This is a genomic window from Serratia sp. BNK-12 (assembly GCF_047456085.1).
GTDB classification, from domain to species: domain Bacteria; phylum Pseudomonadota; class Gammaproteobacteria; order Enterobacterales; family Enterobacteriaceae; genus Serratia; species Serratia liquefaciens.
This window is the reverse complement of the sequence record NZ_CP179896.1, coordinates 3,550,070-3,574,759: the sequence shown is the minus strand read 5'-3', so window position 1 is coordinate 3,574,759 and position 24,690 is coordinate 3,550,070. Positions and strand designations below refer to the sequence as shown.

Below are 24,690 nucleotides of genomic sequence, written 5' to 3'. Positions count from 1 at the left end.
GCATAAACAAGGTTTCATTCGCGCAGATTATTATCACCATTCTCGGAGTGGTGGGATAGCGCGTCTCTGTCATGCTAAAACCCGCCGGTAAGGCGGGTCATATTTTCCTCCTGCCGGTACTCACCTTCAGGAGAACGCCATGAATAATTCCTCCCACGCCGTTTTACATTTGATGTGCGGCAAAGCCGGCTCCGGCAAATCAACCCTGGCAAATCGACTTGCGCAGCAGCCCCATACGCTGCTGATCGTTGAAGATAGCTGGTTGGCAACGTTATATGACCAGCAGATGAAAACCCTACAGGACTACGTTCGTTACTCCGCCAACCTGCGGCAGGTGCTGAGCGAGCATTTGGTGCAACTGCTGCGGCATGGTCTGTCGGTGGTGCTGGATTTTCCGATGAATACGCCGGATCGGCGCTTATGGGCCAGACAACTGGCGGAGGAGGCCTGTGTAGCGCACTGCCTGCATTTTCTGGACGTCAGCAATGCGCAGTGCAAGAGCAGAATAAAACACAGAAATGAGCAAGGTGAACATCCCTTTGTGCTCAGTGAAGAGACCTTCGATCTGCTCACGCAATATTTTGTCGCCCCTACCGAGGAAGAACGCCTGAGCCTTATCAGATACGGTGAATAGATGGGGTGAAGCGCAGAGACCGCGGAGAAAAGCATCCAATGCCGGCGACGCTATCGCCGGCATCGTCAGGATCAGAAAGGCTTGGTCGGCAGGTATTTACCGTCTAGCGTGATCACCGCGCGTTCGCCACCGTCCGGATCCGGCACTTTCTTGATGTCCAGTTTGAAGTTAATCGCACTGATAATGCCGTCGCCAAACTGCTCATGCACCAGCGCTTTCAGCGTGGAGCCGTAAATTTGCACCATTTCATAAAAGCGATAAATGGTTGGATCGGTCGGCACACCGCCAGGGATGCTGCCGCGCAGCGGAATGGTTTGCAGCAGACGGATGGCGTCTTCGTCCAGATCGAGCTTGGCGGCCACCACACGCGCCGCCTGTTCTGGCAGCGGATGCTGACCCAGCAGAGCGGCGGTGACGAAGGCCAGACTCAGCCCGGTACCCTGGTTGATCGCTTCGAAGGTCAGGTTTTTACGGATCTTGGCGGCCATAATGGTGTCGGTCAAGGTTTCGCGTGGGGATGAATAATGCAGGGACTGTGTCATGTTATCTCCTTATTGAGATTAAAAACGGGATACGGCAGGGGTAGCCGTGACATTTGGATTGGTGGCCAGTGGAATAAAGCGGCGGGTTTCGCCATCCAGCGCTTCAATACAGCCGCTGGCAATGTCATAGACCCAACCGTGCAGCTTCAACCGGCCCTGCTCAAGCGCCAGCGCCACTGAAGGATGGGTTTTAATATTGGTCAGTTGTGCGATGACGTTCTCACGTACCATCGAACTGACGCGTTCACTTTCAGAGGTATGCGGATGGGCCTGATTCACCGCCTTGGCTGAATCGGCGTAACGCAGCCAATTCGCTACGGTTGGCATATGATCCAGGCACTGACAGGTGGCGATGGCGGTCATTGCGCCGCAGTCGGAATGTCCGCAGATCACGATATCTTCCACGCCGAGTGCGGCGACGGCATATTCCACAGAAGCAGTTACGCCGCCCGGCTCCGGGCCGAACGAAGGCACGATATTGCCGGCATTGCGGATCACGAACAGGTCACCCGGCTCACGCTGGGTGATCAGTTCCGGCACCAGGCGGCTGTCGGAACATGAGATAAACAGGGTGCGTGGGTTCTGGCGCGTGGCCAACTGCCGGAACAGTTCGGACCGTTCGACAAACGCCTCGCGCTGGAACTTCAAAAAACCCTCAATAACCTCTTTCATGCTGTCTCCATCAGGATGCTGTTAAGCGATGGGGGGCATGATGCGCCACTCTGGCTATAGGGTCTAAGACCCATTTATAATGGTCTCCATAGGAATTACTAATAGTTGAGGCGTTATGCTGCTGCGACACATCCGTTATTTTCTTGCCGTTGCCGAACAGGGCAACTTCACCCGCGCCGCCGAAGCGCTACACGTTTCGCAACCGACGCTGTCGCAACAAATCAAGCAGTTGGAAGAAAACCTGGGAACGCCTCTGTTTGATCGTTCTGGCCGAACGGTACGCCTGACCGACGCCGGTATGGCCTGGATGCGCTATGCCCGGCTGGCGCTGCAGGATCTGGAAGCCGGCACTCGGGCGATCCACGACGTGGCGACGCTGGAACGCGGTAATTTGCGGCTGGCGATGACGCCAACCTTTACCGCCTATCTGGTGGGGCCTGTTATCGATGCTTTTTATCGGCAATATCCGGGCGTTTCGGTGAGTATTCATGAAATGACGCAGGACAGGATCGAGGCGCTTCTGGCGGAAGACCGGCTGGATGTGGGGATCGCGTTCAGTCAGGCGCAATCGGTGGACATCGTGGCCGAGGAGCTGTTTACCGAGTCACTGAATATGATGGTTGGGGCTCAGCACCCGCTGGTTCAACAGCATGAGCCTTTGAGTGCGCAGGTGTTCGAACAGCAACCGCTAGTGTTATTAAGCGAGGACTTCGCTACCCGTCAGTTTATCGACGATTATTGTCGTCGACAGGGGATCCGCCCCCGGGTAGCAATGGAGGCCAACGCAATTGGTGCCATCATTGAAATTGTGCGCCGTGGCCAACTGGCTACCCTGCTACCGGCAGCGGTTGCGCAGGAAAACCCGCAGTTGCACCCGGTACGGCTTACCGACGTCATGCCCGCTCGCCGGGCGGTGTTGCTGCAGCGTAAAGACGCCTACCATAGCGCGGCGTCACGGGCGTTTATCGAGGTTTTGCACCGGCAGAAATTTAGCCAGGGACATTCCGGCCCGCTATAAAACCGGCTGAATACCGTGGTAGTGTGGGGCACAGAGCTGGTCCGATCGTCACTTTCACTCTTGGCTGAATAGGGAGGTTTTTGTGAAAAGGATCTTGAGCGTTATTATTTTGGTTTTTGTTTCTTTCTGTTCCCTCAACGGTTACGCCGCTGAGCAACACCGTGAAGCGACAGAAAATAATTTATCCAAGGTGACTCATTTCTCTTTGGGAATGAACGGGTTTGTTGGCATTGGCAGTGCCGGAGAAACCGATGTAATAGAAATCCTAACCTACCAGGACGCGGGGGCCGTTTTCTTGCGTATTGCCAATAACCCGCAGGCAACCCCAGAAGCGAAACTTTATGCTGCCTGCGGCTTAAAAAAGCTCAATAACAAAACCGGCGAACCCAATTTCACCCAAGTGTGGGATCAACCGGTTTCGGTATTGAAAGGGGATGTTTTAAGGAAAGAAAAATTCAGCGATGTTTATTTCAGTATTCTAAAACAGGGGTGTTGGTAAACCTCTGCATTCACCTCCCTCAGGCCGAGACGTTCTTTCCACTTGGCCTGCCGCCGCACCTTTGCTCAAATTGTCACCGAAACTTCCCGCGATCTCTGTTGCCCGTTATGGCATAATGCGCGCCAAATCACATTCCCAATGATATGAAGAGCGAGCGCTGTGTTAAGCACTAACAACATCACTATGCAGTTTGGCAGTAAGCCGCTGTTTGAAAACATCTCCGTTAAGTTTGGCGGCGGTAACCGCTATGGTTTGATCGGCGCCAACGGCTGCGGCAAATCCACATTTATGAAAATCCTGGGCGGCGATCTGGTGCCGAGCGGCGGCAACGTGTTCCTCGATCCGAACGAGCGCCTGGGTAAACTGCGTCAGGATCAGTTCGCTTTCGAGCAATACAGCGTGCTGGACACCGTCATCATGGGCCACAACGAACTGTGGGCGGTGAAGGAAGAGCGCGATCGCATTTATGCGCTGGCTGAAATGAGCGAAGAAGACGGCTATAAAGTGGCCGATCTGGAAGTGGCCTACGGCGAGATGGACGGTTATACCGCCGAAGCGCGCGCCGGCGAACTGCTGCTCGGCGTCGGTATCCCGGTTGAACAACATTATGGCCCGATGAGCGAAATCGCACCGGGCTTCAAACTGCGCGTGTTGCTGGCGCAGGCGCTGTTCTCCGATCCGGAAATTCTGTTGCTCGACGAACCGACCAACAACCTGGATATCGACACCATCCGTTGGCTGGAGCAGGTGCTGAACGAACGTAACAGCACCATGGTTATCATTTCGCACGACCGTCACTTCCTGAATATGGTTTGTACTCACATGGCGGATCTGGACTACGGCGAACTGCGCGTGTATCCGGGTAACTACGACGAATATATGACGGCGGCCACTCAGGCGCGTGAACGTCTGGTTGCTGATAACGCCAAGAAGAAGGCGCAGATTAACGAACTGCAATCGTTCGTGAGCCGCTTCAGTGCCAACGCCTCCAAATCCAAGCAGGCAACCTCACGTGCCCGCCAGATCGACAAGATCCAGCTGGAAGAAATTAAGGCTTCAAGCCGTCAGAACCCGTTCATCCGTTTCGAACAGGACAAAAAACTGTTCCGTAACGCGCTGGAAGTGGAAGCGCTGGCCAAAGGTTTCGACAACGGTCCTCTGTTCAGCAAGTTCAACCTGATGGTTGAAGTGGGCGAGAAAGTGGCGGTGTTGGGCCCGAACGGTATCGGTAAATCTACCCTGCTGAAAACGCTGGTGGGCGATACGTTGCCGGACAGCGGTACCGTGAAATGGTCTGAAAATGCCAAGATCGGTTACTACGCTCAGGATCACGAATACGAATTCGATGACACCCTGACGGTGTTCGACTGGATGAGCCAGTGGAAGCAGGAAAAAGACGACGAGCAGGCGGTGCGCAGCGTGCTGGGCCGTTTGCTGTTCAGCCAGGACGACATCAAGAAGAAAGTGAAGGTGTTGTCCGGGGGTGAGAAGGGTCGCATGCTGTTTGGCAAGCTGATGATGCAGCGTCCTAATATCCTGGTTATGGATGAACCGACCAACCACCTGGATATGGAATCCATCGAGTCGCTGAACATGGCGCTGGAAATGTACGAAGGCACCTTGATCTTCGTTTCCCACGACCGTGAGTTCGTTAGCTCGTTGGCGACCCGCGTACTGGAAATGACGCCGACCAAAGTGATCGACTTTACCGGCAACTACGAAGATTATCTGCGTAGCCAGGGTATCGTGTAACCCAGCGGCAGAGGCGCGGCATGCTGCGCCCGAAGCTATAACCGGTGACGAATTTGTCATCAAACTCGGGCGGGAGCATTCCCGCCAGAGACTGCTGACAAACATATAATGTTTGGCGGCAGGCGCTAAAGGTTTTGAAAACAAATCAGGAAAATCAATTTATTGATTTTCGGCTGATAACACAAAGGGGGAAAAACCACGCTTTTATCCCCCTTTGTCAAAAAATCTCAGGCGGGAGCATTCCCGCCTTTTTTGTCTCTGCTATTCCCCGCCGCAAACTTCGCACTGCGGATCCTTCGGCAGCTTCATCTCGCGGAACTGCATCGTCATGGCATCAAACATCAGCAGTTTTCCGGTGAGCGGTTGGCCGTACTGCGTCAGCAGTTTGATGGCCTCCATCGCTTGCAGCGTGCCGATGGTGCCGACCAGCGGTGCCATGACACCGGCCTCGACGCAGGTGAGGGCGTTGTCGCCGAATAACCGACTCAGGCAGCGGTAGCAGGGTTCTCCGGGCTGATAGGTGAAGACGCTGAGCTGCCCTTCCATGCGGATGGCCGCGCCGGACACCAGGGGTTTGCGCTGAGCATGACAGAGGCGATTTAGCAGATTGCGCGTCGCCACGTTGTCAGTGCAGTCCAGCACCAAATCGCAGGCGGCAATCTGCGCCGCCATCTGGTCGTCGTCCAGCTGTGCATCAACAGTTTCAATCTGAGCATGTGGGTTGATGGCACTGAGTTCGAGACGGGCCGATTCAACTTTCGCCATACCGATGCGCGCGTCGCGGTGCAGGATTTGGCGCTGCAGGTTAGAGAGTGAAACGGTGTCGAAATCAACCAGCGTCAGGTGGCCGACGCCCGCCGCGACCAGATAGGGGGCGGCGGCACAGCCTAACCCGCCGAGGCCGACAATCAGTACCCGGGCGGCCTTCAGTTTTTCCTGACCGTCGAAGTCAAAGCCACGCAGGATAATCTGGCGGTTATAGCGCAGCGCTTCGGCATCGGTTAATTCCGGCAGCATGCTCAGCTCCTCAGCAAGGCGTTGAAGGGCTCAATGTCCACTTTTTCGCCCACTGCCACGGAGCCGCGTTCGCGCTCCAGCACGATAAAGCAGTTACCCTGGCTGAAAGAACTGAACACGTGTGACCCTTGATGGCCGGTGGTGCTCACTTCCAGCTCGCCCTGAGCGTTGCTGCTAAACACGCCGCGCTGAAAATCAAGGCGTCCCGGCGCTTTCTTCAGGGGGGTCAGGGCGCGAGCCTGCAAACGCGGTGGCAAATGCCAGTCGCTGTGGCCCGCCAGCTTCGCCAACAGCGGCTGCACCAGTTGGTAGAAGGTCAGCGCTGCAGAAACCGGGTTGCCCGGCAGGCCACAGAACCAGGCCTGCTTGAGCTTGCCGAAGGCAAAGGGTTTACCGGGTTTGATCGCCAGCTTCCAGAAGCCGACTTCGCCCAGCTCGTCGAGCATCTGCTTGGTGTAGTCGGCTTCACCGACCGAGACGCCACCGCTGCTGATCACCACATCGGCCTGGCGGTCTGCCTGCTCGAAGGCGGCGCGCAGCGCGTTTTGGTCATCACGGATAATGCCCAGATCCAGCGTTTCGCACCCTAACTGTTCCAGCATCAGGCGTACGGCAAAACGGTTGGTATCATAGATTTGGCCCGCCTGCAGCGGCTGCCCGACCGGCTGTAACTCGTCGCCGGTGGAGAATACCGCCACCTTCAGCTTACGTACCACCTGCACCTCGGCGACACCGAGCGAGGCCAACAGCGGCAACTGCGCAGCGCCCAGTCTGATACCCGCAGGTAAAACCCCGGCACCCTGGCGAATATCTTCCCCCGCCAGGCGAATATTTTGCCCGGCTTGCACTTCGGCCGTGAAGCGCACGCCGGCATCGCTGATCTCGGCCTGCTCCTGCATGATCACCGCCTCGGCCCCTGCTGGGACAGGCGCGCCTGTCATGATGCGTACGCAGGTACCGGTTGGCCAGTTGCCGTCGAACGGAGCACCGGCAAAAGCTTTGCCCGCGACTGGCAGCGGCGCGTTGGCTTGCAGATCGGCGAGGCGCACGGCATAGCCGTCCATGGCCGAATTGGCGAAGGGCGGTACATCAATCGGCGAAATGACCGGCGCGGCGGTAATGCGGCCGGCGGCGGCGGTCAGGGCAATGGATTCGGTCTGCTGAAGGGGGGAGATCTGGCTGAGCATCTTCTCCAGCGCCTGCTCCAGGGAAATAAGATCGGAAGTATGGCAATGATCCATAAGGAACTCCGTAATCAGGGTGCGCGACAAATGGCGGCAAAGTGGGGGTATTATGAAGGATGCTATGCTGAAGTAAACAACGGGAGGCAGTGATGCACAGACAGGTATTAGACTTTTGGTTTGACGAGATCGAACCGGCAATGTGGTTCAAAAAGGACGATGATTTCGATCGCCTGTTGCATACGCGCTTTGGTCAGATCTGGCAGGCCGCCGCCGCCGGCGAGCTGGCGCACTGGCGAGACAGCATTGAGGGGCGGTTGGCGGAGGTGATCGTGCTCGATCAGTTCAGTCGCAACCTGTTCCGCGGCACGCCGCGTTCATTTGCCAGCGACTGCATGGCGTTGGTGCTGGCACAGGAAGCGGTCCGTAGTGGGCAATGTGAACGACTTACGCCAGAGCAACGGGGCTTTCTCTATTTGCCCTTTATGCATTCAGAGTCGGCGTTGATTCATCAACAGGCTTTGGCGTTGTATACCGAGCTGGGCAATGCCAATCAGTTGGAGTTTGAAGTGCGGCACAAAGCCATTATTGACCGCTTTGGCCGTTACCCACACCGTAATGCGATATTAGGCCGAGTCTCTACCCCGGAGGAGGAAGCATTTCTGCTGTTACCGGGGTCAGGATTCTAAATATTGATCATCTGCGTTCAGCCGGCTAAAAAACAGCAGGTTGAACGCACAACGGCCGGATATTTAGAGATATCGATTATTTTTGCCGGTAATTACTGTGTGCCCCTCACGGGTTTCTACCAAAAATCCCAATCGTTATTCAGAACGGTTTTTCCAATTTATAACTCTCTGTTTTTATTCCATTAAGCTATTTCAATGTGCGAAATAATCTAAGCGGGCTACGCTAAAAGCTGGGCGAAGACTTTATGCTTTACTTCGATAGCGCGGCTAAATATAGTCGGGAAAAGGCCGAATAATAATTATACCCGTCGCCTTGCCGGCCGCCGCGTTGTGGGCTGCCGCCGAGGTGAATCTATTTCCCCTTCAATAAGGGGCGGGATTGGCAGGATTAACACAGGGTGACAGGCAAATGAGCAAACCAGTGATTGCCATTCATGGCGGCGCGGGCGCAATTACCCGTGCGGCGCTGAGTGCTGAAAAGGAACAGGAGTATATTCAGGCGTTGTCCGACATCGTCGCCGCCGGCCAGCAGATCCTGGCCCAGGGTGGCAGCGCCCTGGATGCGGTCACCGAGGCGGTAAGGCTGCTGGAAGAGTGCCCATTGTTTAATGCTGGTAAAGGCTCGGTATTCACCCATCAGGGCACCCACGAGTTGGATGCCTGTGTGATGGATGGGAGCACCTGCGATGCCGGTGCCGTGGCCTGCGTCAGCCGGATACGCAATCCGGTGCTGGCTGCGCGCGCGGTATTGGAAAACAGCCAGCACGTGCTGTTCGCTGGGGAGGGTGCGGAGAAATTTGCCGCCGCCCACGATCTTGAAATGGTCGCACCCGATTTCTTCTTTACCCAACCACGTTTTGACCAACTGCACCGTGCTCAGGCAGAGCTTGGGCGTGTGTTGCTCGATCACGATGGCGCAGCGCAAAGCGGTGAGCCGATCGACCCCGATCGTAAATTCGGTACCGTTGGCGCGGTGGCGCTGGATGCCCTGGGCAACCTGGCGGCCGCAACGTCGACGGGCGGCATGACCAACAAACAGGCCGGCCGGGTGGGGGATACGCCGATCATCGGTGCCGGTTGTTACGCCAACAATGCCACGGTGGCGGTCTCCAGCACCGGTACCGGGGAAACCTTCATGCGCGGCGTGTCGGCTTATGACGTTTCCGCGTTGATGGAGTACGCCGGGCTCAGTCTGCAGCAGGCCACTGACCGGGTGGTGATGGAAAAACTGCTGGCGATGGGTGGCAGCGGCGGCATGATTGCCATCGACAGTCACGGCAACGTGGCGCTGCCTTTCAACAGTGAAGGCATGTACCGCGGTTTCGGTTATGTCGGCGATGCGCCGTCCGTAGGGATTTACCGCTAACCGATCGCCAGGAGGGTGCATGACCGATGCCTTAATGCCGCTTGCGGCCGACGCCGGGCTATTATTGCCGCCGCAGCGCGTGCTGTCGGTGCGCGATCTGAGCGTCCAATTTCAACAACAGGGCGATACCGTAGAAGCGGTGCGCAACCTGTCATTCGATCTCGATCGCGGCGAGACGCTGGCGATCGTCGGTGAATCCGGTTCGGGTAAATCTGTCACCTCTCTGGCATTGATGCGCCTGGTCGAACAGGGCGGTGGCAACATCGTCAGCGGGACGATGCCCTTTCGTCGGCGTAACGGCGAGGTGCTCGATCTGGCCCACGCACGTCAGGGGACATTACGCACGGTGCGCGGTGCCGATATGGCGATGATCTTTCAGGAACCGATGACCTCGCTGAACCCGGTATTCCCGGTAGGGGAACAGATCGCCGAATCTCTGCGCCTGCATCAGGCGATGGATCACCGCGCCGCCAGACAAGCCGCCTTGCAGATGCTCGATTTGGTGCGCATTCCCGAAGCCAAAGACGTACTTAACCGTTACCCACATCAGCTCTCCGGCGGTATGCGCCAGCGGGTGATGATCGCCATGGCGCTGTCTTGCAAGCCGGCCTTATTGATTGCCGATGAACCTACCACAGCGCTGGACGTCACCATTCAGGCGCAAATCCTGCAGCTTATCCGCGTACTGCAGCAGGAAATGCAGATGGGGGTGATTTTTATTACCCACGATATGGGCGTAGTGGCGGAGATAGCCGATCGGGTACTGGTCATGCGTCAAGGGGAACAGGTGGAGCAGGGGCCGGTGCGCGAACTGTTTGCCGCGCCGCAACAGCCCTACACCCAAGCGCTGCTGGCGGCGGTACCCAGGCTGGGATCAATGGCGGAGTTGGACTTCCCGGCGAAATTCCCGTTGCCAAACGGCGCAGACAATGGCGGGCCGCAGGATACCGTACCGCCGGGGGCGACGCCGATCCTGCGGGTAGAAAATCTGGTGACGCGCTTTGACCTACGCAGCGGTATTTTAAATCGCGTCATCCGGCGAGTGCATGCGGTGGAAAACGTCAGTTTTGATCTCTACCCCGGCGAAACGCTGGGGCTGGTGGGAGAGTCCGGCTGCGGCAAATCCACGACTGGCCGCTCGTTGTTGAAGCTGGTGGACAGCCAGCGCGGCACCATTACCTTTGACGGTCGTCAGATCAATCAGTTGAAAGGCCCGGCGCTGCAGCACCTGCGGCGGGACATCCAGTTTATCTTCCAGGATCCTTACGCCTCGCTCGATCCGCGTCTGACCGTCGGGTTCTCGATCATGGAACCGCTGCTGGTACATAACGTGGCACGTGGCAAGGCGGCACAAGAGCGCGTGGCCTGGCTGCTGGAACGCGTCGGGCTTAAACCAGAGCATGCGCGTCGTTATCCGCATGAGTTTTCCGGTGGCCAGCGGCAGCGAATCTGCATTGCGCGCGCGTTGGCGCTTAATCCCAAGGTAGTGATCGCTGACGAATCGGTGTCGGCGCTCGACGTGTCGATTCAGGCGCAAATCGTCAATCTGCTGCTCGATCTGCAGCGTGAGTTCGGCATCGCCTTTTTGTTTATCTCGCACGATATGGCGGTAGTAGAGCGCATCAGCCACCGCGTAGCGGTGATGTATCTCGGGCAGATTGTCGAGATTGGCCCGCGTCGGGCGGTGTTTGAGAACCCGCAGCACGCTTACACCCGCAAGCTGATGGCGGCGGTGCCGGTGGCCGATCCTAACCATGCTTATAAACGCCAGCCGCTGCTGGTCGATGAAATCCCCAGCCCGATCCGCGCGCTGGGCGATGAACCCGTTACCGCACCGCTAGTGCAGGTTGGACCGGGGCATTTTGTCGCCCGCCATCCGATCGCCGGTGCCTTTTAGTGACCTCAGGAGAGACAAGCACCATGAAGCACTCATTCAAACGTAAGGCATTAGCGGGCGCCGTGCTGCTGGCGGCCGCGGTCGCCGGCCCAGCCTGGGCTGCGAAAGATGCGGTGATCGCCGTCGCGTCCAATTTCACCACGCTTGATCCGTATGACGCCAACGATACGCTGTCGCAGGCGGTGGCCAAATCCTTCTATCAGGGCCTGTTCGGTTTCGATAAAGACATGAAACTGGTGAACGTGCTGGCGGACAGCTATGAGGTGAGCAAAGACGGCCTGACTTACACCCTCAAGCTGCATCCGGGGGTGAAATTCCATGACGGCACCGAGTTTAACGCCGAAGCGGTGAAGGTGAACCTGGATCGCGCCAGCAACCCGGACAATCACCTCAAGCGCTACAACCTGTTCAAAATGATCGACAAAACCGAAGTGGTGGACGCCAATACGGTGAAGATCGTGCTGAAAGCGCCATTCTCGGCCTTTATCAACAACCTGGCGCACCCGGCGGCGGTGATCATTTCGCCGGCCGCGTTGAAGCAGTACGGCAAAGAGATTGGTTTCCACCCGGTGGGGACCGGCCCTTATCAGTTCGTGACCTGGAACCAGACCGATTTCGTCAAGGTGAAAAAGTTTGACGGTTATTGGAAACAGGGGCTGCCGAAGCTCGACAGCATCACCTGGCGCCCGGTCGTGGATAACAATACCCGCGCTGCCATGCTGCAGACCGGTGAAGCGACCTTTGCCTTCCCGATCCCGTATGAGCAGGCCAAGGTGCTGGAAGGCAATGCCAAGCTCGATTTGGTGGCCGCGCCGTCGATCCTGCAGCGTTATATCAGCCTGAACGTGACTCAAAAGCCATTCGATAACCTGAAAGTGCGTCAGGCGTTGAACTACGCCATCAATAAAGACGCGCTGATCAAGGTCGCGTTCTCCGGCTACGCCGTTCCGGCGGAAGGCCCGGTGCCGCCGGCGATCGATTTTGCCACCCGTTACCAGCCTTGGCCTTATGATCCGGCCAAGGCGCGCGAACTGCTTAAAGAGGCCGGTTATCCTAACGGTTTCACCACCACCCTGTGGTCGTCTCATAACCACAGCACCGCGCAGAAAGTGCTGCAGTTTGCCCAGCAGCAGTTGGCGCAGGTTGGCGTGAAAGTGACGGTGACGGCGATGGATGCCGGTCAGCGCGCGGCCCAGGTGGAAAGCGTTGGGGTGAAAGACACCGGCGTGCGTATGTTCTATACCGGCTGGTCAGCATCAACCGGTGAAGCGGACTGGGCCTTGTCACCGCTGTTCTCAACCCAGGCTGCGCCGCCGAAGCAGTTCAACACGGCGTTCTACAGTAATCCGCAGGTAGATCAGGATCTGACCGGCGCGCTGGCGACCACTGACCGCGCCGAGAAGCAGAAACTGTACAAGGACGCGCAGGATCGCATCTGGGCAGATGCGCCATGGATTTTCCTGGCCACCGAGCGCTTGCTGTCGGCTAACAATAAACAGCTGAGCGGCTTTTACGTGATGCCGGATACCTCGTTCAACTTTGATAATGCCGATCTTAAATAAGGCACCGATCCCCGCTCTCCTGGAGGGCGGGGTGAAGGGACGCACCCAAGATGCTTAATTATTTTCTTAAACGACTGCTGGGCCTGATCCCGACGCTGCTGATTGTCGCGGTGTTGGTGTTTTTGTTCGTCCATATGCTGCCCGGCGATCCGGCGCGGCTGGCGGCAGGGCCGGAAGCCGACGAAGCGGTAGTACAGCTGGTGCGTAAGGATCTGGGGCTGGACAAGCCGCTGCCGCAACAGTTCGTGCACTTTTTTGTCAATGCGCTGCGGGGGGATTTCGGAACCTCGATGGTTTCCAAGCGCCCGGTGAGCGAAGAGATCGGCTCGCGCTTTTTACCGACCCTGTGGCTGACGCTGAGCAGCATGCTGTGGGCGGTGATTTTCGGTATGGGCATCGGCATGGTGTCTGCCGTGTGGCGTAACCGCTGGCCCGATCGTCTCGGCATGACCCTGGCGGTCTCCGGGATTTCGTTCCCCGCCTTTGCGCTGGGTATGCTGCTGATGCAGGTGTTTTCCGTCAATCTCGGTTGGTTGCCGACGGTGGGCGCCGACAGTTGGCGGCACTATATTTTGCCTTCCATCACCCTTGGGGCTGCGGTAGCGGCGGTGATGGCGCGTTTTACCCGCGCTTCGTTTGTTGAGGTGCTGCAGGAAGACTACATGCGTACCGCGCGCGCCAAAGGGGTACGGGAAACCATGGTGGTAGTGAAACACGGGCTGCGCAACGCGATGATCCCGGTCGTCACCATGATGGGATTGCAGTTTGGCTTCCTGCTCGGCGGCTCGATCGTCGTGGAGAAGGTCTTCAACTGGCCGGGGTTGGGCAGGCTGCTGGTCGATTCGGTGGAGATGCGTGATTACCCGGTGATCCAGGCCGAAGTCTTGCTGTTCTCGCTGGAGTTTATTCTGATTAACTTGTTGGTGGACCTGCTGTATGCGGCAATTAACCCGGCAATACGATACAAATGAGGGCGCTGCATGATTAAGCATTGGCGACGCGACGCCGCACTGAAGGCGATGCCGACAATCGATCCTAACGCGGTACGAACGCCGTGGCATGAATTCTGGCGGCGGTTCCGTCAGCAACGCGTGGCGCTGGTCGCTGCGCTATTGGTGTTACTGTTGGTGGTTGCTGCGCTGCTGGCACCCTATCTGGTTCCCTTTGACGCGGAAAATTATTTTGATTACGACCGCCTGAACGAAGGGCCTTCGCTGATGCATTGGCTGGGGGTGGACTCGTTGGGGCGGGACATTTTCAGTCGCATTCTGATGGGGACCCGTATTTCGCTGGCCGCCGGAGTGTTCTCGGTGCTGGTGGGCGGGCTGATCGGTACGCTGCTGGGTCTGCTGGCGGGCTATTACGAAGGCTGGTGGGATCGCATTACCATGCGTATCTGCGATGTGCTGTTCGCCTTTCCTGGCATTCTGCTGGCGATCGGCGTGGTGGCGATTATGGGCAGCGGCATGGCCAACGTGATTATTGCCGTGGCCATTTTCAGCATTCCGGCATTTGCCCGGTTGGTGCGGGGCAACACCCTGGTGTTGAAACATCTGACCTACATCGAGTCGGCACGCAGCATTGGCGCGTCAGACTGGACCATCATCATGCGGCATATTTTGCCGGGGACAATTTCGTCGATTGTGGTGTATTTTACCCTGCGCATCGGTACTTCAATCATCACCGCCGCCAGCCTGTCGTTCCTCGGGCTGGGTGCCCAGCCGCCAACGCCGGAATGGGGCGCAATGCTCAACGAGGCGCGGGCGGATATGGTGATTGCGCCGCACGTGGCGATTTTCCCCAGCCTGGCGATATTTATCACCGTGCTGGCGTTTAACCTGTTGGGGGATGGCTTGCGCGATGCGTTGGATCCGAAGTTGAAGGGATAACCGTTTTTTAGTCCAAAGGAGCTGGCTATGAGTCATATCAGTAAAAAGGGAATTAAAACAAGCATGCTGATTACCATCATCACCTATTGGGGAGGATCCTATCTGGTGTGCAATTCGTCGCTTCTGGTAGCCTACCCCAATATTAGCTATGTCGATGTGGTTGTTGGTTTGCTGGCATTTTTTGGTATCTGGAAGGCCTGTAACCTGATGCAAGCCTTCTACCGTTGGTATAACGGCATCGAGAATGTTTCATGATCTTTAGCGTGAGAGAAGGCTAACGTACCGGATAAGATAAATTTATCTCAAGATTAATACGCTAAGCTTTTAGTGTTCTAATTAAATTGAGTCTTTTAGTGTTCTAATTAAATTGAGTCTTTTAGTGTTGTCGGTTAATAACCGAAGAATACATGATTAACCTATTGCTCTCGTCACGTTTTCACTAAATAAAGTTTGTATTTTACTTTCGCAATTATATTATCACTATGGTTGCCCAGTATGTTTGTTTGTGAGGATTTAATAACTTTAATTCATGGAGTGAATAATATGGCTATTCGTGAGTTAACATCACAGGATCTTGATTTAATTTCTGGCGGAAACGCTGACTCCGGTTATGAAGGCCGTGGGGATGGCCGTGGTCACTATGGTGGAGCACCGAATACCTGTGCGAATAAAGTGGGTGCCAGTCTCATTGCCGGTGTGATTGAAGGCGTGGTTATCGGTGCTATTCTTAGAGCTGGTCATCCGGCAGCTATGATTGCTGGTGCTGTGTTTGGGGGAATACAAGCGGGAATATCATGTGCGGATGAGGGGCCTAGCAGAGGGGGACGACAGGATGCGCTGGGAGGTAATAATAGCCGTAATAGTGTGAATGGCCAATGTCGCTGGTAATTCATATTTCATCAATGGAATATAAGATGAAAGCTTGCATTATTATCGCACTATGGACATCAATATTTTACCCTTTGATTAATCACTCATCACTGGCCATTATGAAACCGAATAATAGCTATGTGGATATTGCCGTGGCGGTTTTCGCCTTTTTTGGCGTGAAGGCGGTAATGACTTCAGTTGAGAATTTTTATTATTGGTTTAATGGCCGGGAATAAGCAGTCGCCGTAATAAGTGCTTGCGATAGCGATTATCGCAAGCACTGTTACGGTTTTATGATCAGCGGAACAGATGTTCGGCGTGGAAGCGCAGATGGTCTTCGATAAAGCTGGCGATGGTAAAGTAGCTGTGATCGTAGCCCGGCTGAATGCGCAGGATCAGCGGCCAGTCACGCTGGCGTGCCAGCTCGGCCAGTTTTGCCGGCTGCAGTTGATCTGCCAGGAACTGATCGTCGTCACCTTGATCCACCAATACCGGCATTTTTTCCGCGCCGTTGGCCAGCAGGTGGCAACTGTCATACTGCAGCCACTGGCTTTCGTCGTCGCCCAAATAGGCGGCAAAGGCTTTACGTCCCCAGGGCACCTGACAAGGGTTAACGATCGGCGCAAACGCCGATACCGACCGGAAGCGCTGGGGATTGCGGAACGCCATCATCAGTGCGCCGTGGCCGCCCATCGAATGGCCGAAAATCGACTGGCGCTCGCTGACGCTGAAATGCTGGTTGATCAACGCCGGTAGCTCATCGCTGATGTAGTCGTACATGCGAAAGTGCTTGTCCCACGGCGCTTGGGTGGCATTCAGATAGAAGCCTGCGCCCTGGCCCAAATCGTAGCCTTCATCATTCGGCACATCGTCGCCGCGCGGGCTGGTGTCGGCCATCACCAATACCAGTCCCAGCTCGGCGGCGATACGCTGCGCACCGGCCTTCAGCGTGAAGTTTTCGTCATTGCAGGTCAGCCCCGACAGCCAGTACAGCACCGGCGGCGGGTTATCATCGCGCGGTGGCGGCAGATAGATGCTGAAAGTCATGTTGCAATTCAGGCTCTGCGCCGCATGGCGGTAACGCTGTTGCCAGCCGCCAAACATGCGGTGCTCTTCGAGAAGTTCTAATGACAAGGTCATCTCTGCCTCCTGGCTTATTTTTTGTCGAAGTGAATAACGGAACGAATGGATTTGCCTTCGTGCATCAAATCGAACGCCTCGTTAATCTGCTCCAGGCCCATGGTGTGGGTAATAAAGTCATTCAGCGCGAATTCGCCGTTCATATAACGCTCAACGATACCTGGCAATTGCGAACGGCCTTTCACCCCACCAAAGGCAGAGCCGCGCCAGACGCGACCGGTCACCAGTTGGAACGGACGGGTGGAGATTTCCTGACCTGCACCGGCGACGCCGATGATTACGGATTCGCCCCAGCCTTTATGACAGCATTCCAGCGCTGAACGCATTACGTTGACGTTGCCGATACACTCGAAGGAGAAATCTACGCCGCCGTCGGTCAGTTCAACGATCACGTCCTGGATCGGCTTATCGTAGTCTTTCGGGTTGATCAGATCGGTAGCGCCCAGCTTGCGCGCCAGATCGAACTTGCTGGTGTTGATGTCGATGCCGATGATGCGACCTGCACCGGCCATCTGTGCGCCGATAATGGCCGACAGACCGATGCCGCCAAGGCCGAAGATGGCAACGGTATCGCCTTTTTGCACTTTGGCGGTGTTAATAACCGCACCCATGCCGGTGGTGACGCCGCAGCCGAGCAGGCAGACTTCTTCCAGCGGTGCTTCTTTACTGATTTTGGCCAGTGAGATTTCCGGTACCACGGTGTATTCGGAGAAGGTTGAAGTGCCCATGTAGTGGAAAATAGGCTTGCCGTCCTTAAAGAAGCGGGTAGTGCCGTCCGGCATCAGGCCCTTGCCTTGGGTGGCGCGGATCGCCTGGCACAGGTTGGTTTTGCCGGATTTACAGAATTTGCACTCGCCGCATTCCGGGGTGTACAGCGGGATCACGTGATCGCCTACCGCCACGCTGGTCACGCCTTCGCCGATGGCTTCCACCACGCCGCCGCCTTCATGGCCGAGGATTGCCGGGAACACGCCTTCGGGATCGGCACCGGACAGGGTGTAGGCGTCGGTGTGGCAGACACCGGTGGCGACGATCCGCACCAGCACTTCGCCTTTTTGCGGTGGCATCAGATCGACTTCTTCGATCTTCAGCGGCTGGTTCGGTCCCCAGGCAACGGCGGCACGGGTTTTGATCATTTCCATCATAGTCTCCAGTGGTCTATTTTTTAAATCAGGCTATGTCGATAGCATCGGGTAAGTCATGGGCAGTATTTTCAACCGCAACGGTTTCTGCCTGTTCAATAATCAGTTCTTTCAGGGCGCGAACGTTCGGGCCAAAGGCGTCGCGTCGCCACAGTAGCCAGGTGGCAGTTTGGGCAATGTCGTCCGGCAGGGTGTGTACTTTCACCCGTTCATGGCCGGGCAGCAGGCTTAGTACCGAATGCGGGATCATCGCCAGCCCGGCGCCGCTGGCGACGCAGGCCAGCATGGCGTGGTAGGACTGGATTTCCATAATCTGGCCTGGCAGTGCACCTTCGCGCTTGAACCAGGACTCCAACCGCAGACGGTAAGAACAGCTTGCGCGGAAGGCAAATAGGGTTTCGCCCTTGGCATCTTTGGCGTTATGGATCGGCAGGTGGTCGAGACAGGAGATCACCACCATATGTTCGGGGAAGGCAATACAGCCATTGAGTTCGTCATACTGTACCGGCCCGTCGACCAGCGCGGCCGCCAGCGTACCTGCGCGGACTCGCTCGGTGATCTCGCCGGAGGTGCCGGTGGTCAGCGACAGCGACACCTGCGAAAAACGCTGATGATACGCCGCCAACAGGGTGGGCAACCGGGTGGCGGCGGTGCTTTCCATCGAGCCGATGGCGAAGTTACCCGCCGGCTCACCGGCATGGGTAATGCTCATGGCTTCTTCGCTCAGTGCCAGGATACGGTTGGCATAACAGAGAAAGTTATGGCCCATCGGCGAAAGGCGCAGTCGCTGTTTTTCACGGATAAACAGATCGGTGCCCAGTTCCTGTTCGAGCTGACGCAGGCGTGTGGTCAGGTTCGAGGGGACGCGGTGCAATTGCTCTGCGGCACGGGCGACGGAGCCGGTTTCGGCGACGCTGCAAAACATGCGGAGCTGGGTCAGATCCATTATCTTCTCTTTTCGTGATGAACTTGATGAGTATTATTCAGTTTTTGTGAGTGTAATACTGCTGCATGATACTGGCAACTTTCTTTTAACAGTATGGATAACTCTACATGGCCTTAAGAATTGCCCTGAGCGGTTTTATCGCGTTGATCGTAGCCATGGGGATCGGCCGCTTCGCCTTTACCCCGCAGGTGCCGCTGATGATTGCTGAGCATCAGTTTACTCTGACCGGCGCCGGGTTGGTGGCGGCCATCAACTACCTGGGCTACCTGTGCGGCGCTTACGATGCCATGCGTGCCAGCCGACACGTTGAACGTCGGCTGTGGTTGGGCGTGTGGGGGGCGGTGATCTTGACGCTGCTTTCCGCCTGGGTGCAGGGGGAGTGGTGGCACGGAGCGGTGCGTTTCTTCATCGGGTGGGCCAGCGGTTGGTCGATGGTACTGGTAGCGGCCTGGACCAACGAACGGTTGGCGCACTACGGCCGACCGGCGCTCAGCGCGGCGGTATTTGCCGGCCCGGGAGCCGGGATTTTTATCAGCGGCATGCTGGCGGTGGGGATCCACAGCCTGGCGTTGACCGCGTCACAGGCCTGGCTGGTCTACGGCGTACTGGCGCTGGTATTGATTGGCGCGATCAGCATTAATCTGCCGAAGACCGGCGAATTGCATCGTCCTGACGTGGCGCCTGAGCCATTGTTGTTGACCCCGGCGCTGAAACGTCTGGTGTGGAGCTACAGTCTCGCAGGCTTTGGTTATATTCTGCCGGCCACTTTTTTGTCGCAAATGGCCGCGGCGCGCTTTCCCGGCAGCCTGTTCGCGCAATTTGTCTGGCCGATCTTTGGTGGGGCGGCGGTGCTGGGGATTGTCATCGGTATTCTGACCCGTCACCGGCTGACTACTCAAACCCGGCTGGCGATCACCCTGTGGGTACAGGCATTGGGGGTGTTAAGCGCGGAAATCGTACCGGGAGTTGCCGGCTTGGCACTGGGCGCGTTGCTGACCGGTGGCGGCTTCCTCAGCGTGGTGCAGCTGTCGATCCAGCATGGCCGTGAGCTGGCCCCCAACCATGCCCGTTATATGGCGGGACTGCTGACCACCGGCTATGCGATTGGTCAGTTGGTCGGCCCGACGCTGTCGGCGTTGTCAACCGCATTGACCCACCGGCTGGAACCGGCATTGTACGTGGCCGTGGCGGCGCTGATTGTGGCCGGTCTGCTGGTGGTCAATACGTCGGCTCGCGAGCTGGCGCGAAAACCGATGGCGCAGTGATTAAATTCCGTACAAAAAACGTGGAATAGCCGCAGCCGGCCTGATTGTGCTAAATGCGAATATTTCACCTGCGGATGAAACACAATCACTGGATAATCCCCTCGCTCTCATCTAGAGTGGGGGCAAAATCTTGACTGGGTTCACGTTATCAACTGCGGAAACGTCTGTCGTCAGGAGAGTATGCAATTCATCCCTCTGCTCGGTAAAACAGCCGGATGGGTGAGTTCAAGTCCGTTGGAGAGAAGAAATGACATCATCATTAAGTAAAGAAGCTGCATTGGTTCACGCGGCGCTCGAAGAGCGCGGTCTGGAAACTCCGTTGCGCGGCGAAGTGCTGGATCGCGAAACGCGTAAACGTCGTATTAAAGAGCACATGACCGAAATCATGCAGCTGCTTAATCTCGATCTGTCCGACGACAGCCTGGCGGAAACCCCGCACCGCATCGCCAAAATGTATGTCGATGAGATTTTCTCCGGCCTGGACTACGCCAACTTCCCAAAAATCACCGTCATTGAAAACAAGATGAAAGTGGATGAAATGGTGACGGTGCGTGATATCACGCTGACCAGCACCTGCGAACACCATTTTGTCACCATCGATGGCAAGGCGACCGTTGCCTACATTCCCAAGGATGCGGTGATTGGGCTGTCGAAAATCAACCGTATCGTGCAGTTCTTCTCCCAGCGCCCACAGGTGCAGGAGCGCTTAACTCAGCAGATCCTGGTGGCATTGCAAACCTTGCTGGGCACCAATAATGTGGCGGTATCAATTGATGCGGTCCATTATTGTGTTAAGGCGCGCGGTATCCGTGACGCGACCAGCGCCACCACCACGACCTCTCTGGGTGGGCTGTTCAAGTCCAGCCAGAACACCCGTCAGGAATTCCTGCGCGCGGTGCGCCATCACCAGTCGTGATGGGTCGCTAGAATGGTAACAGGCGCCTGCGGGCGCCTTTTTAATGAGCGGAATACAGCGATAAAATAATGAACACTAGCCCAACGGCTCCTTTGCCGCGCATCGCCACGCTGGACTGCGTGCGCGGTATCGCCATCCTTGGCATTTTGCTGCTGAATATCAGCGCCTTTGGCCTGCCGAAGGCGGCCTATCTCAATCCGGCCTATCTGGGCTTGCCTACAACGCGCGATGCCTGGACCTGGGCGCTGCTGGACATTTTCGCGCAGGCTAAATTCCTGGCGATGTTCGCCCTGTTGTTTGGCGCCGGGCTGCAGATGCTGCTGCGCCGCGGCAAAGGCTGGATACGTGCACGGCTGTCGTGGCTGGTGCTGTTTGGCCTGGGACATGCCATTTTCCTTTGGGACGGCGATATCCTGCTAGCCTATGGGCTTATCGGGCTGGTGTGCTGGCGGATGATCCGCGATGCGAAAGAAACCTATCAACTGTTGAAAACCGGCGTGGTGCTGTACCTGATTGGCGTCGGGGTGCTGTTGTTGTTGGGCTTCATTTCGCACGGTGAACCTGGCAGTTTCTGGCAACCCGGCGTGGCAGAGCTGCAGTATGAGAAGTTTTGGAAGCTGCAGGGCGGGATGGAAGCCTGGCGCAGCCGCACCGATCTTCTCTCCTCCAGCCTGCTGGCGATTGGCGCGCAATACGGTTGGGAGTTGGCGGGGCTGATGCTGTTCGGCGCCGGTTTAATGCGCAGTGGCTGGCTACGCGGCACTTATTCACCGGGTTACTACCGCCGGCAGGCAGCATGGCTGATACCGCTTTCATTGCTGATCCAACTGCCGGCCGTGGTGCTGCAATGGCATCTTCACTGGGACTATCGTTGGAGCGGTTTTTTATTGCAGGTGCCACGTGAGCTGGGGGCGCCCCTGCAGGCGATGGGCTATCTGGCGCTGTGCTACGGTTTTTGGCCGACGCTGTCGCGTTTGCGCATTGGGCACTGGTTGACGCAGGTCGGGCGCATGGCGCTGAGCAATTACCTGCTGCAAACGCTGATCTGCACCACGCTGTTTTATCGCTTTGGCCTGTATCAACAGTTTGACCGCCTGCAACTTTTGGCTTTCGTTCCGTTGGTCTGGCTGGCTAACCTGTTGTTTTCAAACCTGTGGCTGCGCTATTTCGAGCAGGGACCGGTGGAGTGGCTGTGGCGCAAACTCACCGCCCTGGCTACCGGCAAGGTAGAGCCCAAGGCGGTGAATTGAGATCTGGCGCAGGTAGGTTAAAAAAATGTATGTAAACGTTTTCTTTCCTGTGACGTAATTCACGCAGAGGAGGATGACAAACGGGGTAGGATAGCGCCACTGTCAACTACCCCGACCTCAGGATCCTTCATGACCTCTGTTCACCCAACCACCATTCGCGACGTGGCGAAGCGTGCGGGCGTGTCTGTGGCGACCGTCTCCCGCGTGCTGAATCACAGCGCCCTGACCAGCAAAGAGACGCGCGAGCAGGTATTAAAGGCGGTGGCTGAACTGGGCTATCGACCCAATGCCAATGCGCAAGCCCTGGCTACCCAGAGCAGCGATACCCTTGGGGTGGTGGTGATGGATGTCTCCGATCCCTTCTTCGGCGCACTGGTGAAAGCGGTAGACACCGTGGCGCAACAGCACCACAAATACCTGTTGATCGGTAACAGCTATCACCAGGCGGATAAAGAGCGCCACGCCATCGAGGTGCTGATTCGCCAACGCTGCAACGCCTTGATTGTTCATGCTAAAACTCTGTGTGATGCCGAGCTGATCGCCTTTCTCGATCAGGTGCCGGGTATGGTGCTGATCAACAGAATCATACCCGGCTATGAACATCGCTGCGTCGGGCTCGATAACGTCAGCGGCGCAGAGATGGCGATGCGTTTGCTGCTGTCGCAGGGCCACCAGCGTATTGGTTATCTGGGCTCGAACCATGCAATCGAAGACGGGCCGCTGCGCCAGCAAGGCTACACGCAGGCGATGGCGGCGGCCGGGCTGGCAACGCCCGACAGCTGGCGCGCCTATGGTTCGCCAGATTTGCAGGGCGGGGAAGAGGCGATGATCGAACTGCTTGGCCGCAACCTGCATCTTAGTGCGGTATTCGCCTACAACGACGCCATGGCCGCCGGGGCGATGGCGGTGTTGAAAGAAAACGCTATCACAGTACCGCAAAACTTCTCGCTGGTTGGGTTCGACGACATCCCCATCGCTCGCTACACCAGCCCCAAGCTCACCACGGTGCGTTACCCGATTGTCACCATGGCGACGCTGGCCACCGAACTGGCCTTGCTGGGCGCGGCAGGCAAGCTGGAGCCGCAGGCCCGCCATTTGTTTATGCCGACCCTGGTCCGACGCCATTCTGTGGCCCCTTGGCAAAGTGAGGCGGCGGTCACTCTCTGAACATTTAATCTTGTGTAACCGTTTTCAATCTGTGAGAAAATTCACAGATTATTAACATCACGCCGTCTATGCTCTAGGCGTTTTCCAGCGTAAAGGCACTTGCCGCTGCTGTTTTAACTCACGCTGGCGCCACATTTTTCAGGAATAACATGATTCACGGATGACAGGGAAACTGCCAGGCCCGGTCGTGCTGACACCGCCGGTTGCCCTTGGCCTAATACCGAGCAAGACCCTACATAAACCGGAGACACACAATGAATAAGAAGGTTTTCACCCTGGCCGCGACGGCCGCAGCCATGATGTTTGGCGCCGCAGCTCACGCAGATACCCGTATTGGCGTCACGATTTATAAATATGACGACAACTTTATGTCGGTGGTGCGCAAGGCAATCGAGAAAGACGCCAAGGCCTCTCCGGATGTCACCCTGCTGATGAATGACTCGCAGAACGACCAATCCAAACAAAACGACCAGATCGACGTGCTGATCGCCAAGGGCGTAAAAGCGCTGGCGATTAACCTGGTGGATCCAGCGGCTGCCCCGGTGGTGATTGATAAGGCACGCGCAAACGATATCCCTATCGTGTTCTACAACAAAGAGCCTTCCCGCAAAGCGCTGGACAGCTATGACAAAGCCTATTACGTGGGCACCGACTCTAAAGAGTCCGGCGTGATCCAGGGCCAACTGATTGAGAAACACTGGAAGGCCAACCCGAACTGGGATTTGAATAAAGACGGTCAGATCCAGTACGTGTTGCTGAAAGGTGAACCGGGCCATCCGGATGCAGAAGCGCGTACCACTTACGTGGTGAAAACGCTGAATGACGACGGTATTAAAACTCAGCAACTGCAGATGGACACCGCGATGTGGGACACCGCACAGGCAAAAGACAAGATGGATGCCTGGCTGTCCGGCCCTAACGCCAACAAAATCGAAGTGGTTATCGCCAACAACGATGCCATGGCGATGGGTGCGGTAGAAGCGCTGAAAGCGCACAACAAATCCAGCATCCCGGTATTCGGTGTCGATGCCTTGCCAGAGGCTCTGGCGATGGTGAAATCCGGCGCGATGGCGGGGACGGTGCTGAACGATGCCGACAACCAGGCCAAAGCCACCTTCGAGCTGGCGAAAAACCTGGCTGCGGGCAAACCTGCTGCCGACGGCACCCAATATAAAATCGACAATAAAGTGGTGCGCATTCCTTACGTTGGCGTAGATAAGGACAATTTGTCCAAATTTGTTAAGTAAGTTCTGAATGGCCCCGCCTGCGGTGCGCT

The 24,690-nt window shown here is 56.6% G+C and carries 25 protein-coding genes; 18 read left to right on the top strand and 7 right to left on the bottom strand.

Translation table 11 applies throughout. The annotated features are described in order from the left end of the window. The first annotated feature begins 139 nt into the window (after positions 1 to 139). Positions 140 to 634 (top strand): AAA family ATPase, encoded by a 495-nt coding sequence (locus tag ACMGG1_RS16595; protein WP_400825285.1) that lies wholly within the window; start codon positions 140 to 142, stop codon positions 632 to 634. A 71-nt stretch (positions 635 to 705) separates the two neighbouring features. Here ACMGG1_RS16595 and cynS read toward each other — a convergent pair whose 3' ends face one another. Continuing rightward, on the bottom strand, positions 706 to 1,176 hold the full coding sequence (cynS, locus tag ACMGG1_RS16590; RefSeq protein WP_046374089.1) for a cyanase: 471 nt from the start codon (positions 1,174 to 1,176) through the stop codon (positions 706 to 708). An 18-nt stretch (positions 1,177 to 1,194) separates the two neighbouring features. After that, positions 1,195 to 1,848: a carbonic anhydrase gene (locus ACMGG1_RS16585; protein ID WP_046374088.1), complete on the bottom strand. Its 654-nt coding sequence runs from the start codon at positions 1,846 to 1,848 to the stop codon at positions 1,195 to 1,197. Between the two features lie 115 nt (positions 1,849 to 1,963). Here ACMGG1_RS16585 and cynR point away from each other — a divergent pair, with 115 nt between their 5' ends. The 3 genes from cynR (at position 1,964) to ACMGG1_RS16570 (ending at position 5,117) form a co-directional block, all read left to right on the top strand. Continuing rightward, positions 1,964 to 2,866, top strand: coding sequence for a transcriptional regulator CynR (gene cynR, locus ACMGG1_RS16580; RefSeq protein WP_414160864.1), 903 nt, complete (start codon positions 1,964 to 1,966; stop codon positions 2,864 to 2,866). Between the two features lie 82 nt (positions 2,867 to 2,948). Beyond that, a complete protein-coding gene (gene mchS3, locus ACMGG1_RS16575) occupies positions 2,949 to 3,365 on the top strand; it encodes an MchS3 family protein (RefSeq protein ID WP_201895568.1) in 417 nt (138 codons plus the stop codon). A 159-nt stretch (positions 3,366 to 3,524) separates the two neighbouring features. Then, positions 3,525 to 5,117, top strand: coding sequence for an ABC-F family ATPase (locus ACMGG1_RS16570; protein WP_071827008.1), 1,593 nt, complete (start codon positions 3,525 to 3,527; stop codon positions 5,115 to 5,117). Between the two features lie 261 nt (positions 5,118 to 5,378). Here ACMGG1_RS16570 and moeB read toward each other — a convergent pair whose 3' ends face one another. Then, on the bottom strand, positions 5,379 to 6,134 hold the full coding sequence (moeB, locus tag ACMGG1_RS16565) for a molybdopterin-synthase adenylyltransferase MoeB (protein WP_122077873.1): 756 nt from the start codon (positions 6,132 to 6,134) through the stop codon (positions 5,379 to 5,381). A 2-nt stretch (positions 6,135 to 6,136) separates the two neighbouring features. Then, on the bottom strand, positions 6,137 to 7,375 hold the full coding sequence (gene moeA, locus ACMGG1_RS16560) for a molybdopterin molybdotransferase MoeA (protein ID WP_262016703.1): 1,239 nt from the start codon (positions 7,373 to 7,375) through the stop codon (positions 6,137 to 6,139). Positions 7,376 to 7,467: 92 nt separating this feature from the next. On the opposite strand from moeA, the gene ACMGG1_RS16555 reads away from it, so the two are divergent. From ACMGG1_RS16555 to ACMGG1_RS16515, 9 genes are all read left to right on the top strand, one after another. Continuing rightward, positions 7,468 to 8,004, top strand: coding sequence for a DUF924 family protein (locus ACMGG1_RS16555; RefSeq protein ID WP_128864029.1), 537 nt, complete (start codon positions 7,468 to 7,470; stop codon positions 8,002 to 8,004). A gap of 409 nt (positions 8,005 to 8,413) precedes the next feature. After that, entirely contained in the window at positions 8,414 to 9,370 is a 957-nt protein-coding gene (locus tag ACMGG1_RS16550; RefSeq protein ID WP_020825978.1) for an isoaspartyl peptidase/L-asparaginase family protein, read from the top strand. Positions 9,371 to 9,389: 19 nt separating this feature from the next. Further along, on the top strand, positions 9,390 to 11,267 hold the full coding sequence (locus ACMGG1_RS16545; protein ID WP_414160863.1) for a dipeptide ABC transporter ATP-binding protein: 1,878 nt from the start codon (positions 9,390 to 9,392) through the stop codon (positions 11,265 to 11,267). Positions 11,268 to 11,290: 23 nt separating this feature from the next. Then, positions 11,291 to 12,829, top strand: coding sequence for a glutathione ABC transporter substrate-binding protein GsiB (gene gsiB, locus ACMGG1_RS16540; RefSeq protein WP_020825980.1), 1,539 nt, complete (start codon positions 11,291 to 11,293; stop codon positions 12,827 to 12,829). Positions 12,830 to 12,879: 50 nt separating this feature from the next. Continuing rightward, positions 12,880 to 13,800, top strand: coding sequence for a glutathione ABC transporter permease GsiC (gene gsiC, locus ACMGG1_RS16535; protein WP_046374081.1), 921 nt, complete (start codon positions 12,880 to 12,882; stop codon positions 13,798 to 13,800). 9 nt (positions 13,801 to 13,809) lie between these two features. After that, on the top strand, positions 13,810 to 14,718 hold the full coding sequence (gene gsiD / locus ACMGG1_RS16530; RefSeq protein WP_020825982.1) for a glutathione ABC transporter permease GsiD: 909 nt from the start codon (positions 13,810 to 13,812) through the stop codon (positions 14,716 to 14,718). A 27-nt stretch (positions 14,719 to 14,745) separates the two neighbouring features. Continuing rightward, a complete protein-coding gene (locus ACMGG1_RS16525) occupies positions 14,746 to 14,973 on the top strand; it encodes a hypothetical protein (RefSeq protein WP_259216692.1) in 228 nt (75 codons plus the stop codon). 240 nt (positions 14,974 to 15,213) lie between these two features. Then, positions 15,214 to 15,606 carry a hypothetical protein gene (locus ACMGG1_RS16520; protein WP_128864030.1) on the top strand — a complete coding sequence of 131 codons (393 nt, stop codon included), beginning with the start codon at positions 15,214 to 15,216 and terminating at the stop codon, positions 15,604 to 15,606. Between the two features lie 26 nt (positions 15,607 to 15,632). Beyond that, positions 15,633 to 15,824, top strand: coding sequence for a hypothetical protein (locus tag ACMGG1_RS16515; RefSeq protein ID WP_414160862.1), 192 nt, complete (start codon positions 15,633 to 15,635; stop codon positions 15,822 to 15,824). 61 nt (positions 15,825 to 15,885) lie between these two features. On the opposite strand, the gene fghA is transcribed toward ACMGG1_RS16515, so the two are convergent. The 3 genes from fghA to ptrR are packed head-to-tail and all read right to left on the bottom strand — an operon-like array spanning position 15,886 to position 18,816. Further along, a complete protein-coding gene (gene fghA, locus ACMGG1_RS16510; protein WP_020825985.1) occupies positions 15,886 to 16,728 on the bottom strand; it encodes an S-formylglutathione hydrolase in 843 nt (280 codons plus the stop codon). Between the two features lie 14 nt (positions 16,729 to 16,742). Beyond that, complete coding sequence (locus tag ACMGG1_RS16505; RefSeq protein ID WP_020825986.1) at positions 16,743 to 17,870, bottom strand: S-(hydroxymethyl)glutathione dehydrogenase/class III alcohol dehydrogenase; 1,128 nt, start codon at positions 17,868 to 17,870, stop codon at positions 16,743 to 16,745. Between the two features lie 28 nt (positions 17,871 to 17,898). Further along, positions 17,899 to 18,816 carry a putrescine utilization regulator PtrR gene (ptrR, locus tag ACMGG1_RS16500; RefSeq protein WP_046374078.1) on the bottom strand — a complete coding sequence of 306 codons (918 nt, stop codon included), beginning with the start codon at positions 18,814 to 18,816 and terminating at the stop codon, positions 17,899 to 17,901. A gap of 107 nt (positions 18,817 to 18,923) precedes the next feature. Between ptrR and ACMGG1_RS16495 the strand changes: the two genes are divergently transcribed. The 5 genes from ACMGG1_RS16495 (at position 18,924) to mglB (ending at position 24,661) form a co-directional block, all read left to right on the top strand. Further along, complete coding sequence (locus ACMGG1_RS16495; RefSeq protein WP_020825988.1) at positions 18,924 to 20,081, top strand: YbfB/YjiJ family MFS transporter; 1,158 nt, start codon at positions 18,924 to 18,926, stop codon at positions 20,079 to 20,081. A gap of 247 nt (positions 20,082 to 20,328) precedes the next feature. Then, a complete protein-coding gene (gene folE / locus ACMGG1_RS16490; protein WP_041414357.1) occupies positions 20,329 to 20,997 on the top strand; it encodes a GTP cyclohydrolase I FolE in 669 nt (222 codons plus the stop codon). A gap of 68 nt (positions 20,998 to 21,065) precedes the next feature. Beyond that, the gene (gene yeiB / locus ACMGG1_RS16485; protein WP_048761668.1) at positions 21,066 to 22,247 is read left to right on the top strand and encodes a DUF418 domain-containing protein YeiB; all 1,182 of its coding nucleotides are present in this window, start codon (positions 21,066 to 21,068) and stop codon (positions 22,245 to 22,247) included. A 129-nt stretch (positions 22,248 to 22,376) separates the two neighbouring features. Beyond that, on the top strand, positions 22,377 to 23,414 hold the full coding sequence (galS, locus tag ACMGG1_RS16480; RefSeq protein WP_414160861.1) for an HTH-type transcriptional regulator GalS: 1,038 nt from the start codon (positions 22,377 to 22,379) through the stop codon (positions 23,412 to 23,414). 254 nt (positions 23,415 to 23,668) lie between these two features. Further along, complete coding sequence (gene mglB / locus ACMGG1_RS16475) at positions 23,669 to 24,661, top strand: galactose/glucose ABC transporter substrate-binding protein MglB (protein ID WP_020825992.1); 993 nt, start codon at positions 23,669 to 23,671, stop codon at positions 24,659 to 24,661. Positions 24,662 to 24,690 lie beyond the last annotated feature (29 nt).